The following is a 13,579-nucleotide window of genomic DNA, read 5'->3' on the forward strand; positions in this document are numbered from 1 at the left end:
TCTCCCGACTCCGCAAGGGAAGTACCCATGACTGACGCCATCCATTATGAGAAGGGCCAGGATCAGATTGTCGTCCTGACCATCGATATGCCCGGCCAGACCGCCAACACCATGAACGCGGTGTACCGCGATGCAATGGCCAGCATCGTCACCCGACTGAACGCCGACAAAGACACGATTGCCGGGGTGATCATCACCTCGGCGAAGAAAACCTTTTTCGCCGGTGGCGATCTCAACGAACTGATCCAGGTCGACAAGGCCCGTGCGCAGTGGTTCTACGAGATGGTCCTGAACCTGAAGGCGCAGCTGCGCACGCTCGAAACCTTGGGCAAACCGGTGGTGGCCGCTATTAATGGCGCCGCGCTGGGCGGCGGTTGGGAGATCTGCCTGGCTTGCCATCATCGCATTGCCCTGGACAGCAACAGTGTTCAGATCGGCCTGCCGGAAGTCACCCTCGGCCTCTTGCCGGGGGGCGGCGGGGTCGTGCGGATGGTGCGCATGCTCGGTCTGGAAAAAGCCCTGCCATATTTGCTTGAAGGTAAAAAAATCGGTCCGCAACAGGCACTGCAAGCAGGCCTGATTGACCAGATCGCCAGCGACCGCGACGACATGCTGGCCAAGGCCCGCGCGTGGATCGTCGCCAATCCGTCCGCGAAGCAACCTTGGGATGTGGCCGGGTACCAGATACCCGGTGGCACGCCCTCACACCCGAAAGTCGCGCAAATGCTCGCCATTGCGCCGGCGATCCTGCAAAGCCGTACTCAGGGATGTTTCCCTGCACCTGAGAAAATTCTGTGTGCTGCTGTAGAAGGCGCACAGGTGGATTTCGATACGGCGCAGATCATCGAAACACGCTACTTCACCGAACTCACCACCGGTCAGGTCGCGAAAAACATGATCGGCACCTTCTGGTTTCAGCTCAATGAAATCAATGCCGGTGGATCACGCCCCACAGGTATTCCGGTTAATCAGACCAAAAAAGTTGGCGTGTTAGGCGCCGGCATGATGGGCGCGGGCATTGCTTACGTGAGCGCGTCGGCAGGTATCGAGGTGGTACTCAAAGACGTCAGTCAGGCCGCTGCTGAGAAGGGCAAAAGCCATTCTGCCACGTTGCTGGACAAGAAGGTCTCCAGTGGGCGAATGACCGCCGAGCAGCGGGATGTGATTCTGGCCCGCATCCTGCCCACGGAACTGGATGCCGATCTGCACGGTTGTGACCTGATCATCGAAGCCGTGTTCGAGGACCGTGCGCTCAAAGGCACTGTCACGGCGGCAGCGGAACGGGTTGCCTTGCGTGACGCTGTCATGGCGTCCAATACCTCGACCTTGCCTATCAGCGGCCTGGCGAAGGCGATTGTGCAAGAGAACCGGTTTATCGGCCTGCATTTCTTCAGCCCGGTGGACAAGATGCAACTGGTGGAGATCATCAAGGGTGCCAACACCAGCGATGAAACCCTGGCCCGGGGTTTCGATTACGTCCTGCAAATCAAGAAAACCCCAATCGTGGTCAACGACAGTCGGGGCTTCTTCACCTCGCGGGTGTTCGGAACCTTTACCAATGAAGGCATTGCCATGCTTGGCGAAGGCGTATCGGCGGCGATGATTGAAACCGAAGCGCGCAAGGCCGGTATGCCCGTAGGGCCGCTGGCAGTGTCCGATGAAGTGTCGTTGAGCCTGATGAGCCACATTCGCCAACAGGCGCGCAAGGATCTTGAGGCTGAGGGTAAACCCGTGCCGCAACACCCTTCGTTCGCGGTGGTCGACCTGATGCTCAATGAGTACAAACGCCCAGGCAAGGCCGCAGGCGGTGGATTTTATGACTACCCACAAGGCGCGCCCAAGCATTTGTGGCCGGAACTGAAATTACGCTTCGAAAAAAACGATGGGCAGATTGCCGCGCAGGATGTGCGCGATCGCTTGCTGTTCATTCAGGCCATCGAAACCGTGCGTTGCCTGGAGGAGGGCGTGCTGTTGTCCACCGCCGACGCCAACATTGGGTCGATCTTCGGCATCGGCTTTGCCGCCTGGAGCGGTGGCGCGCTGCAATTCATCAACCAGTACGGGCTCAAGGATTTTGTTGCTCGCGCGCAGTATCTGGTCGAGCAGTACGGTGAGCGTTTCGAGCCACCGGCGCTGTTGCTGGATAAAGCTGCGCAGAACCAATTGTTTTAAGAGCACGCGCGAAACTGGAGTGCACGAATAGTGCGTGGGCACTTGCCTTGATGTGGTTATTCAAGGCAGGCTTTGCCCGTGCACTATTGCCTTTACCGTGTCAGGTACTTTTTTATGTCGTTACGCATCTGCATTCTGGAAACCGACGTCCTGCGTCCGGAGTTGGTCGATCAATATCAGGGTTATGGGCAGATGTTTGAACGGTTGTTTTCGCGTCAGCCGATTCCGGCAGAATTTAGCGTCTACAACGTGATGCACGGTGATTACCCTGCTGCTGCTGAGCGTTTTGACGCGTATCTGATCACCGGCAGCAAAGCCGACTCATTCGGCAGCGACCCATGGATTCAAACCCTGAAAACCTACCTGCTGCAGCGGTTCGAGCAAGGCGACAAGCTGCTGGGTATCTGCTTCGGCCATCAATTGTTGGCGCTGCTGTTGGGTGGCAAAAGCGAACGTGCCCACCAAGGCTGGGGCGTTGGTACGCACCGTTATAAATTGGCCCCGGCGACACCGTGGATGAGTCCGGCTATCGACGAACTGACGTTGCTCATCAGCCATCAGGATCAAGTCACGGTACTCCCGGAAAGCGCTACCGTAATCGCCTTCAGCGAATTCTGCCCGTTCGCCGCGTTCCACATCAATGATCAAGTGCTGTGCTTCCAGGGTCACCCGGAGTTCATCCACGATTACTCCCGCGCCTTGCTGGAAATCCGCCAGCAGCACCTGGGTGAGCAGATCTACAACAGCGGCATCGCCAGCCTGGAACACGACCACCACGGCACGACAGTGGCCGAATGGATGATGCGTTTTGTGGCGCACAAGCCTGAAACACAGGTGGATTGAGAGGTAATCGCACCTGCTCTGTTGCTGTCGAGCAGGTGCGCTACAACCATCCCGAGCGCTTGAAGCTGGCATATAACCCCACGCAACCCGTCGAGATAAACCCGAGCACCGCGAAATAGCCGTACTGCCAACCCAGCTCCGGCATGTTCTGGAAGTTCATCCCGTAGATCCCCGCAACCGCCGTCGGAAACGCCAAAATCGCCGCCCAGGCTGCGAACTTGCGCTGCACGATGCTTTGCCGCGAGGACTCCAGCAATAGACCGATTTCGATGGTCTGGCTGGCGATGTCGCGCAGGTTGGCCAAATCTTCCATTTGCCGGGTGACGTGAATTTCCACGTCGCGAAAGTACGGGCGCATGTTCTTGTCGATAAACGGGAAGCTCAGTTTTTGCAGTTCTTCACCAATCTCCACCATGGGCGCCACGTACCTGCGTAACCGCAGCAGATCGCGGCGCAGACTGTGAATGCGCTGAATATCGACTTCGTTCATCGCGCCGCTCAGCACACCGTGTTCGAGTGCGTCGAGTTCGCCGTGGATAGCCTCGGTAACGGGTTGATAGCACTCTGTGACGAAGTCGAGGAGCGCATACAGCACGAAATCTTCACCATGCTCGAGCAGCAACGGCCGCGCTTCACAGCGCTGGCGCACCAGCCCGTACGACTTCGAATGGCCGTTACGGGCGGTGATGATGTAGCCCTTGCCAGCGAAGATATGCGTCTCGATGAATTCGAGCTTGCCGTTTTCGCGGACAGGGGAATACGTGACGATGAATAATGCATCGCCAAAGGTTTCGAGCTTCGGTCGGCTGTGTGTCTCAAGTGCATCTTCGATGGCCAGTTCATGCAAATTGAACTGACGTTGTAGATTGGTCAGTTCCTCGGCATTGGGTTGTTCCAGGCCAATCCAGACGAAATGTCCGGGCTTCGCAGCCCATGCGGCACCCTCGTCCAGGGTAATGTTGGTGACTTTTTTTCCGGCGCTGTAAACCGCGGCAGCAACGACTCGGCCCATAGTGGTATCGCTTCTTCTTTTTTGGATGGCAGTGGCACGTAGCGCTTAGCTTAACGTGGTCTGCCTGGTCAGAGTCAGCAATATCGTGCGGGTTCGCGGGCAATAAAAGGCCCGACTCAACGGGCCTCGAGCAATTGTTTGTCCATGGCGGCGATACAGGTTTGCATCTGCTCGCGGCAGCGGGCCATCAGTATGGGCACGTCATCCAGGCTCAAGCCTACGGTCGGGATGGCGGGCAATGAGCGAATCATTATTCGGGTCGCGCGCCAGCGATTGAGTTGCATGTGTTTGATGTAGCTGCTGACGCATACCTGCACGATAGGCACTCCGGCAGCGATCGCCATTTGGAATGCACCCTTTTTGAACGGCAGCAAGTCTTCTCCGAGGTTGCGCGTGCCCTCCGGGAAGACCCATATAGAGGTGTCTTTGTGCTGCAAGGTGTCGGTCGTGGTCAACATCGACTGCCGGGCTTTGTGGGCGTTGCCGCGATCAATCAGGACATTGCCCGCCAACCAAAACAACTGACCAAACAATGGCACCCATTTCAGGCTTTTTTTGCCGATACAAACGGTGCGTGGAGGGACCACATTGCCGAGGACAAACAGGTCGTAGTTCGACTGATGATTGGCGATGATCACGCACGGTTGCGATTGCTTGAGCAACGGGCCCATTTCGGCCTTCAGGCGCAAACGTAAAATACACATCGCAGGCCAGGCGTAAATGCGCGCGCATAAACGACTGTTGTCCGGATTGAAAGGACGGCACAGCCCTAACAACACGCCCAGTACACCCGCTGCAATAAAGTGCAGGCCCATTAACAACATGCGAAACACCAACAGCATCAACTGGCCCACCAAGACAAAAGGTGGCGCAGTGTACGGATGTGCACTGGGGACGGCAATTGCCGAGCGGGGCTACTCAGGGGTGATTGTTTGAGGAGATATTTCTTGTGCCGGGACAGGCTTGCGCTAGAGCGGTCGGTTGAAAAGCCCGCGTAAAAAATCAGGCTTTTTCAACCGATTAAAGATCAAATCACTGAGTGTTGTTGATCCAGCACGATGGACTGGTCGAGAGCCTCAAGCAGCGCCTTGCGCACTTTCAGCTTGGTGTTCTTGTGCGCGACCATGTTGAGTTTCTTCAGTTGCAAGGCCGCTGTGCGTGCGGCGCTTTGCAGCTCTTCGGCGCTGACAACCTTGTCGAGGAAACCTGCATCCAGAGCGCCTTTTGGATTGAACATCTCGGCGTTGATCACCGACCGATGGAAGGCCGATTTGCTCAGGCGATCACGCGCCAATTCGATCCCGGCATGGTGCATGGTCATGCCGATCTGTACTTCGTTCAAGCCGATGCTGAACGGACCGTCCACGCCAATCCGGTAATCCACCGACAAGAGCAAAAATGCGCCTTTGGCCACCGCGTGCCCAGGGCAGGCAACCACCACCGGGAACGGGTGCGCTAAAAGCCGGCGAGCAAGAGTCGAACCGGCGGTGACCAGGCTGATTGCATTCTCAGGGCCGGACGTCATCACCTTGAGGTCATAGCCGCCCGAAAGAATCCCCGGCTGCCCGGTAATGATCACCACCGCGCGATCCTGTTCGGCCTGATCCAGCGCCGAGTTGAACGCTGCGATCACCTCCGGGGAAATAGCATTGACCTTGCCATTGCTCAAGGTCAGCGTGGCAATACCGTCTTCCAGGTGATACGAGATCAGCTCACTCATGACGCGATTCCTTGTGTTTAAGTGGGGCAGACGTTACCCACCCGCGACGCCAAGGTAAAGCGCTATGGATGACTGGTGAGTCAGGATTTGAGCCTGCCTCAGCGCCGAATCACTGGATAAAACGCGCTGCCGCAACGGTCAGTCGTGCGCGTGCGGCAACACGTTTTTTCAACGATGGATCACCTTGAGGCTCATCACTCCTCGATATCGTTCAGCTCGCAGTACTCCGCCCAGTTCATGCCGAGTGTTTCGGCGACTTGTTTATGGGCTTCAAGGCGCATTGTCTTAAGTTGTTCAGGCGACTCTGCAACCAGTTGCAACGCCAGCTCCCAAGGCTCGATACCTTGAGACTCCGCCTCGTCCTCGAAGGCCCAGTGGGTCTGTTGCTTTTGTTCCTCGGGGCTCAGGTTTTCGATCTCTTCCTGCAAGAAAGAGTTGGTAGCGAGAAATTTCGCCAGCGCGACTTCGTTCCACTCTAATGCGTTCATGCTTCGTCTCCTCTGGCAGATTAACGTCGAGCTATGCGACAACCGGCGTTAGGTTACACCGGAAACGAGTCTCGGTCGTCGTACTGAGTGAGGATCAACTTCTGAACCATGGATCCCGATCCATGATCACTTCTTGGCCTAGTATTGGAATGGACGTGCAGCGTCCAACCCTGCGGCGAGTATGGGGCTTTAGGGCGGCTGCCAAGTTGATACAAGGAAGGTGCACAGTGAGCGTTCAAGCAGCGCCGGAGGTTGCCATGAGATACCTGTCGATACCCGAAGAACACTGGGCCACAGTCACATCCACTGTGGAAGAGTCAGCCCAGCTAAAAAAATATGCTGCCAGGTTGACGGCGAGGCTGAAGGCGCTTTTCGATGACGACCACTCCAGACAAACACTGGGGGTGACCTTCGAAACTCTTGGGGATGGCACTGCCTGGCATATCGAGTCGCCGTTCGGCGTAGCCAGAGCCCATTTCAGGGTATTCACCCGTGAAACCGGGCTGTACGGGAAGTATGTGATTCAAAAGCTGAACAACGACCCTGAGGATGAGCCGTTTTGGCATCAAGTGTGGGCACTGCGTATCACCCTGCAAGGCCTGGTCCATCCCGGGGATGAAGGGGGTGAACTGATCAGCCTGAGGGCTTCGCTTTCAAACCGGTCAGACGATGCAATCCTGCATTTGGGGCTTTCCCTGCTCTATTCGTTAGGGCAGGAATAGCGCCAAAAAAGCCGGCCAGCTCACCATCAGGCCTTTCAGTCAGGTTCCGCCTCGCCCTCGTCGGTGGGTGCTTCAGGGCTATACGCCGGGGCAGAATGAAAAAGCCCGGCGCTGGGCCGGGCTATAGCGAGCGCGTCGACAGATCAGGCGCCGCGCGCGATCAATCAAAAACGACTCAGTCGTGTTTATGCTTGTTGCGCTTGTGGCCGTGTCTTTTCCCGTCGGATCGATTATTGCCGCCGTCATCGGCCATGTTGTTGCCAAGGGCTCCGCCTGCCGCACCGCCGAGGCCTGCACCGATGGTTGATCCGGTCGTGCCGCCGAGCTTGTTGCCGATTATCGAGCCACCCGCCGAACCGATACCGCCGCCAATGGCCGCTTCGGTTTTGTTGCCTCTTTTAGCGCCTACAGCACTGCCTGCCGCACCGCCGACACCTGCTCCAACCGCCGCCCCAGTGCTTCCGCCCATCTGTTGACCGATGACATTTCCCAGCGCGCCGCCAAGCCCGCCACCAATAGCAGCAGTGCCATCTCCGGCAGCCATGGCACCTTGAGCAGCAAGAAGCCCTAAAACTAGTACGGGCAGTGTCAAACGCATGATTTCAACCTCAAAAGATAGGTACAACGTTGTGGGTTAGTGCAGTAGGCAAACAATGAAAAAGCCCGGCGCTGAGCCGGACTAGATGACGAGGCAATACAGTGTCTCGCGCAGAGCGTTGACACGATACAGGATTGGCGGGTCGTCCATCGTCTCTATGCATGTCGTCCTCTGTTCGACGCATACAGGCTATTTGCAGGAATGAAACTTATTTGAACAAAGTTGAACGGTTAGAAGGAGACTGATGCATGATGAGTATCATTCAAACGGGTTGCCATCATGACCACGCGAGCCTTCATAAGGATGTTGATGGTTTTGGGAGTGCTTTGGCTGGGCCTGGTATGGGGCATGGTCACTTGGCTGTCTACGTCGGATCAGGGAGATATCTCCTGGAGTGTGTTAAGTGCCCACCATGGAGTGAAGCCATCTGAAACTCGCATTTCCCCCGCGCGGTCTTGATGCATTCCAGTGGCGTGTGAGGAACGCGTGCCTGGCTGATCGACAGAGTACGCATGAAAGTGTGGCAGCCTCCCACCGTCCACGGACAGGAGCGGCTATTTCAACCCCGCCATCTTCCGGTCACTGGCCTGACTGAACAGCGTTTCCAGCTGATCGATATCCTTGGGCTGCATTGCCTTGAGGCAGACGATACCCAGGACAAAGCCTTCAGCGATCCCTCCAGCCATCGTCGCATCGATAATTCCAGTCGACTGTTCAATGCGCGTGATGATGTCGGCGGCTTGAATTTTGATCGGTAGAGGAATGTTCATTTCTTCGAGAGTCATGGGTGGCCTCCTGTATGGAAGGCTGAGCCTAGCAAATTTGATTGGGTGCCGGTCGAATCCAGTGACCCTGTCCTTGATCAGCCCTTTGAGCAACGTGCCAGTCGCTCAAAGGTAGTGCGCGGAGGGTGGGGCTTACTTCAGATTGCCGCTGAGAAACTGCCGCAGCCGCTCGCTTTGGGGGTTGCCCAGTACGTCCTCGGGTGCTCCCTGTTCTTCGACCAGCCCTTGATGCAGAAACAGCACCTGGTTTGACACTTTGCGAGCGAAGCTCATTTCGTGGGTGACCATGATCATGGTGCGGCCCTCTTCGGCCAGCCCCTGAATGACCTTGAGCACTTCGCCAACCAATTCCGGGTCGAGCGCCGAGGTGGGCTCGTCGAACAGCATGACCTCCGGCTCCATGGCCAAGGCCCGGGCGATGGCGACGCGCTGTTGCTGACCGCCAGACAGAAACGCCGGATATTGATCGGCGACACGGGACGGCAGGCCAACCTTGTCGAGATAGCGTCGCGCCCGATCCTCTGCATCCTTTTTGCTGACCCCCAGCACTCGGCGCGGGGCCATGGTGATGTTCTCCAGCACGGTCATGTGGCTCCACAGATTAAAGTGCTGGAACACCATCGCCAGACGGGTGCGGATTCGTTGCAGTTCAGCGTCGTCGGCGACGCGCATGCCGTGTCGATCACTGATCATGCGAATCTGCTGGTCGTCCAGGCTCATGTTGCCGCTGTTGGGTGTTTCGAGAAAGTTGATACACCGTAGAAACGTGCTCTTGCCCGAACCGCTGGCGCCGATCAGGCTGATCACATCACCGGTTTTGGCTTTCAGCGACACGCCTTTGAGTACTTCGTGGCTGCCGTAACTTTTATGCAGGCCGTCAATGGTCAGTTTGTACATGTGTGCAAGCATCCTCAAGAGGGAAGTAGATAGCCGCTGCGGGTGCAGTTGACGTCCTAGTGAGCCGGGCCAAGAAACGCCAGCCATCGGTGTTCTGCCAAGCGGAACAAACCGACCAGTGCAAAGGTGACGCTCAAGTAGATGAGTGCGGCAATTCCGAACGATTGGAAGGTCAAAAAGGTCGCCGAGTTGGCGTCTCGTGCAATTTTCAAAATATCCGGGATGGTCGCGGTAAAGGCCACGGTGGTCGAATGCAGCATCAGAATCACTTCATTGCTGTAGTACGGCAGCGAGCGGCGCAGTGCCGACGGCATGATCACATAGGCATACAGCTTCCAGCCGGTCAGGCCATAGGCCTTTGCCGCTTCGACTTCGCCGTGGGCCATGCTGCGGATTGCCCCGGCGAAAATCTCCGTTGTGTAGGCGCAGGTGTTCAGGGCAAAAGCGAGAATCGTGCAGTTCATCGCATCGCGAAAGAACGCATCAAGCACTGGCTGAGCGCGAACTGCGGCGATGCTATAGATCCCCGTATAGCAAATCAGCAGTTGGATATACAGCGGTGTACCGCGAAATAGATAGGTATAGAACTGAACCGGCCAGCGTACCCAAACGTGGGTTGAAACCCGGGCAATCGACAGCGGGATCGACACCAGAAAACCGATGAAGATCGAGGCGCTGAGTAGCCACAAAGTCATGGCCAGCCCGGTGATGTGATAACCGTCGTTGTAAAGGAACGGTTTCCAGTATTCCTGTAGAAGCTCGATCATCGTACCGCCTCCCGGGAGCCTGCGGCATAACGGTATTCCAGCCTGCGCAGGACATAGTTCGACGCGCTGGTAATCAGCAGGTAGATCAAGGCAGCGAGTACCAGAAAGTAGAACAGTTGGTAGGTGCTTTTGCCGGCATCCTGGGCGGCCTTGACCAGATCGGCCAAGCCGATGATCGAGACCAGCGCGGTGGCTTTGAGAATCACCATCCAGTTATTGCCGATGCCGGGCAGGGCGAAGCGCATCATTTGCGGGAACACCACGAAGCGAAAGCGCTGGCTGCGACTCAAGCCGTAGGCCGTTGCGGCTTCCATCTGCCCGCGAGGCACGGCGAGGATCGCACCGCGAAAGGTCTCGGTGAAATAGGCGCCGTAGATGAACCCCAGGGTAATGATCCCGGCGCTGAATGAGTCGATCTCGATATAGTCCCAGTCCAGCGCCACGGTGAGGTTGCTCAGCCAGGTTTGCAGGCTGTAGAAAATCAGCAGCATCAGGACCAGATCCGGCACCCCACGAATCAGGGTGGTGTAGAGCTGCGCTGGAATGCGCAGCAGGGACGAGCTGGACAGCTTGGCACTGGCGCCGATCAGACCGAGTAGAACGCTCAACAGTAGCGACAGTATCGATAGTTTGATGGTCATCCAGGTGCCTTCCAGCAACAGGGGGCCAAAGCCCTTAAGGCTGAAAGCTGAAAGTCCCAGAGTATGTAATAGGTTTTCGAACATTGGTCAGGCCCTTGGCAAGCAAAAAAGCGCCCATCTTGAGGAGGGGCGCCGGGGCATTATTTGCCGCTGTAGAGATTCATATCGCCGAAGTGTTTTTTCTGGATCTCTGCATATTTGCCATCGTCGTGTAACGCCTTGATACCTTTATCCAGCAGTATCTTGAGGTCTTTGTTGCCTTTCGAGATGCCGATTGCGGTTTTTGCCGGCAGCAGTGGATCGTTGATTGGCGTGCTGACTTCGAAACCTGCACCGGCTGGTGATTTCAAAAAGCCCAGTTCAGCTTGCAGCATGTCTTGCACGGCAGCATCGAGGCGGCCGGAAGTCAGGTCGGCATAAACCTGGTCCTGGTTTGCATAGGCCTGGGTTGTTACACCAGCCTTGTCCAGTACGGCCTTGGCGTAGGCTTCCTGAATGGTGCCTTGCTCATAGCCGACTTTCTTGCCTTTGAGTGTTGCAGTGTCGGCGGTTACGCCGGCGCCTTTCTTGAACACCAGTGCAGTCGGGCCGGAGAACAGTTCTTCGGAGAAGTCGATCACCTTCATCCGCGCATCTGTAACGGTCATCGACGAGATAACGCCATCGAATTTGTTGGCTTTCAGGCCTGGAATCATGCCGTCGAAATCGCTCTCGACCCATTTGCATTTAACGTTCAGTTCGGCGCAAATCGCATTACCCAGATCGATATCGAAGCCCACCAGGCTGCCATCGGCGGCTTTGGACTCGAAAGGTGCGTAGGACGGATCGACGCCGAAGCGCAGTTCCTTGTACTCCTTGGCCAGCGCGGAACCGGTAGCCACCATGCATAAGGTCAGTGCGGAAAGGGTCAGTAATGTTTTTTTCATTATTCAATTCCTAAAATCAATATGAGCGCTTGTGACGCATAAGTACTGTTACGGGAACGCTTATGACGCTATGAACGTAGAAATTTCCGAACCAAAATCCCGAGCCAGGGTTTTAAAACAAACCTGTGCGTCGACCCTTCTGGCGCTTACGCATCTGCACACATGCTTACTTGTACGTACAAGCCTATGCAATCAGGCGGCCAACTCGCTGGGTGGGAGCTCAAGAACGTTTTAGAAATAGCTGGGAGCTCTCTAGAACGCGGTTTTTGAGAGGGTATAAAATTTATCGAAGGTTCTTGAAACGCGCTTGCTGCTGTTACCGAGGCAGGGTTTTAGCCCAGGCTGGGGCGTCCGGTAACAATTTGAAATGAGCGAGTGCGAGGGATTACGTTCGGTAGACGGGGTCGTTACGGGCTGAGTTCGAGTAGTAAACCGAGGATGAGCGGGAGTTGATGTCAGCAGTGACGACTGATCAATGACGCCCTCTGGCGTGAGTGGATCGCACTGATATGCTTTTGGCGTTCGAAGGTATGACCCTGGCGCTGGAGGGGAGTGGCTTATGGAGCCAGCCGAGGCAAATTTCTTCGACTTCTACCCAGTTATCGCCAGGTGACAGGCAACACCGCTTGAAGGCCAGGCACACACCTTGCTGATCGAGCATGGCAAAATTTCGATATTTATGGCGCGGGGCGAATAGAGACCATAAAAATTGCACTTTGAATCCCTCCTTAGTGACCCTTTGTGTATAGACGATTTAAAGGATGTGGAGCATTTTTCTCAGCGTGAAAAGGTAGGTTGTGTTTGATCGGCAGGACGCCGGGGAGGGGGCCTAAAGCGGACTAGTCCGGGCTGAAAGTCGTCTTTTTTGCCCTAAAAATGCCCTAAATAAACGGACGGAAACGAAAAAGCCCCGACTTTCGCTAGGAAAATCAGGGCTTTAGCGTGTTTCTAATATGGCGGTGAGGGAGGGATTCGAACCCTCGATACAATTTCTTGTATACACACTTTCCAGGCGTGCTCCTTAAGCCTCTCGGACACCTCACCGTATCTCGTCAAACCATTCAGTCTGTCGAGGCGCGCTAATGTAGTCGAAACCTTTGACGAAGGCAAAAGTTTTTTTCAGAATTTTCATGTGCTTAAGCAAATTATGCGGTCATCGGCGTAGTGATCGGCACAGATACGACTCGGCCCCGGCGTCTGTTCGAAGTCCGGGGCCGAGTCCAGGGCTGTCCTTCAACAGGGATCAGGCGCCGAAGCCGCCGTCGATGGTCAGGCTTGCGCCAGTGATGTAACCGGCTTCCGGGCCTGCCAGGTAGGCGACGAAACTGGCGATTTCTTCGGCTTTGCCGTAGCGACCGACTGCGATCAGGGGGATCAGTGAGTCTGCAAAGTCACCTTCGGCCGGGTTCATGTCGGTGTCGACCGGGCCAGGCTGGACGTTGTTGATGGTGATGCCGCGCGGGCCAAGGTCGCGGGCCAGGCCTTTGGTCAGGCCGACCAGCGCCGCTTTGCTCATGGCGTAGGGGCCACCACCGCCGAAGGGCATGCGGTCGGCGTTGGTGCTGCCGATGTTGATGATGCGACCACCTTCCGTCATGTGCCGTGCGGCTTCCTGGGAGGCGATGAATACACTGCGCACGTTGATGGTCAGGGTTTTGTCGAAGTCTTCGAGGCTGAAGTCTTCCAGTGGCGCGATGGCCAGAACGCCTGCGTTGTTGACCAGAATGTCCAGTTGGCCAAAGGTGTCGACGGTGGTTTTCACGGCACGACGAATCGCTTCGGCATCCGCGCTGTCGGCCTGGATGGCCAGCGCTTTGCCGCCCTTGGCGGTGATGCTGTCTTGCAGTTCCCGGGCTTTGGCGTGCGAGCTGACATAGGTGAAGGCTACCGCAGCGCCTTGTTCTGCCAGGCGTTTGACAATGGCTGCGCCGATGCCGCGAGAGCCGCCTTGAATAAGGGCCACTTTGTGAGTGAGGTTCGCTTGAGGGGTCATGCTGTTCTCCAAAGG

General features: G+C 56.3%; 14 protein-coding genes and 1 tRNA gene. 3 read left to right on the forward strand and 12 right to left on the reverse strand.

Annotated elements, in window-relative coordinates; genetic code table 11:
* The first annotated feature begins 27 nt into the window (after positions 1–27).
* Positions 28–2,172, forward strand: a complete 2,145-nt coding sequence (locus K0F75_RS04275; RefSeq protein WP_219060608.1) for a 3-hydroxyacyl-CoA dehydrogenase NAD-binding domain-containing protein — start codon at positions 28–30, stop codon at positions 2,170–2,172.
* A gap of 114 nt (positions 2,173–2,286) precedes the next feature.
* Positions 2,287–3,015 (forward strand): amidotransferase, encoded by a 729-nt coding sequence (locus K0F75_RS04280; RefSeq protein ID WP_219060609.1) that lies wholly within the window; start codon positions 2,287–2,289, stop codon positions 3,013–3,015.
* 40 nt (positions 3,016–3,055) lie between these two features.
* Here K0F75_RS04280 and K0F75_RS04285 read toward each other — a convergent pair whose 3' ends face one another.
* The 4 genes from K0F75_RS04285 to K0F75_RS04300 all read right to left on the reverse strand — a co-directional run bounded on the left by K0F75_RS04285 (position 3,056) and on the right by K0F75_RS04300 (position 6,235).
* Complete coding sequence (locus K0F75_RS04285; protein ID WP_219060610.1) at positions 3,056–4,027, reverse strand: magnesium and cobalt transport protein CorA; 972 nt, start codon at positions 4,025–4,027, stop codon at positions 3,056–3,058.
* Between the two features lie 116 nt (positions 4,028–4,143).
* Entirely contained in the window at positions 4,144–4,869 is a 726-nt protein-coding gene (locus K0F75_RS04290) for a 1-acylglycerol-3-phosphate O-acyltransferase (protein WP_219060611.1), read from the reverse strand.
* A gap of 185 nt (positions 4,870–5,054) precedes the next feature.
* Positions 5,055–5,747, reverse strand: coding sequence for a crotonase/enoyl-CoA hydratase family protein (locus K0F75_RS04295; RefSeq protein WP_219060612.1), 693 nt, complete (start codon positions 5,745–5,747; stop codon positions 5,055–5,057).
* 194 nt (positions 5,748–5,941) lie between these two features.
* Positions 5,942–6,235: a DUF6388 family protein gene (locus K0F75_RS04300; protein WP_219060613.1), complete on the reverse strand. Its 294-nt coding sequence runs from the start codon at positions 6,233–6,235 to the stop codon at positions 5,942–5,944.
* 122 nt (positions 6,236–6,357) lie between these two features.
* On the opposite strand from K0F75_RS04300, the gene K0F75_RS04305 reads away from it, so the two are divergent.
* Entirely contained in the window at positions 6,358–6,957 is a 600-nt protein-coding gene (locus tag K0F75_RS04305) for a hypothetical protein (RefSeq protein WP_219060614.1), read from the forward strand.
* 175 nt (positions 6,958–7,132) lie between these two features.
* On the opposite strand, the gene K0F75_RS04310 is transcribed toward K0F75_RS04305, so the two are convergent.
* The 8 genes from K0F75_RS04310 to K0F75_RS04345 form a co-directional block, all read right to left on the reverse strand.
* Positions 7,133–7,555, reverse strand: coding sequence for a glycine zipper domain-containing protein (locus K0F75_RS04310; RefSeq protein ID WP_219060615.1), 423 nt, complete (start codon positions 7,553–7,555; stop codon positions 7,133–7,135).
* Between the two features lie 554 nt (positions 7,556–8,109).
* A complete protein-coding gene (locus K0F75_RS04315; protein ID WP_219060616.1) occupies positions 8,110–8,340 on the reverse strand; it encodes a hypothetical protein in 231 nt (76 codons plus the stop codon).
* A gap of 132 nt (positions 8,341–8,472) precedes the next feature.
* Positions 8,473–9,237: an ABC transporter ATP-binding protein gene (locus K0F75_RS04320; RefSeq protein WP_219060617.1), complete on the reverse strand. Its 765-nt coding sequence runs from the start codon at positions 9,235–9,237 to the stop codon at positions 8,473–8,475.
* 56 nt (positions 9,238–9,293) lie between these two features.
* The gene (locus K0F75_RS04325; RefSeq protein ID WP_219060618.1) at positions 9,294–10,004 is read right to left on the reverse strand and encodes an ABC transporter permease; all 711 of its coding nucleotides are present in this window, start codon (positions 10,002–10,004) and stop codon (positions 9,294–9,296) included.
* Positions 10,001–10,729, reverse strand: coding sequence for an ABC transporter permease (locus tag K0F75_RS04330; protein WP_219060619.1), 729 nt, complete (start codon positions 10,727–10,729; stop codon positions 10,001–10,003). The genes K0F75_RS04325 and K0F75_RS04330 overlap by 4 nt, the downstream gene beginning before the upstream one ends.
* A 56-nt stretch (positions 10,730–10,785) precedes the next feature.
* The gene (locus K0F75_RS04335; protein WP_219060620.1) at positions 10,786–11,571 is read right to left on the reverse strand and encodes a transporter substrate-binding domain-containing protein; all 786 of its coding nucleotides are present in this window, start codon (positions 11,569–11,571) and stop codon (positions 10,786–10,788) included.
* A gap of 954 nt (positions 11,572–12,525) precedes the next feature.
* Positions 12,526–12,615: transfer RNA gene (locus K0F75_RS04340), tRNA-Ser, on the reverse strand.
* Positions 12,616–12,814: 199 nt separating this feature from the next.
* Positions 12,815–13,564 (reverse strand): 3-oxoacyl-ACP reductase family protein, encoded by a 750-nt coding sequence (locus tag K0F75_RS04345; RefSeq protein WP_219060621.1) that lies wholly within the window; start codon positions 13,562–13,564, stop codon positions 12,815–12,817.
* Positions 13,565–13,579: the final 15 nt, after the last annotated feature.

The organism is Pseudomonas sp. UMAB-08 (assembly GCF_900095225.1).
Classification (GTDB): domain Bacteria; phylum Pseudomonadota; class Gammaproteobacteria; order Pseudomonadales; family Pseudomonadaceae; genus Aquipseudomonas.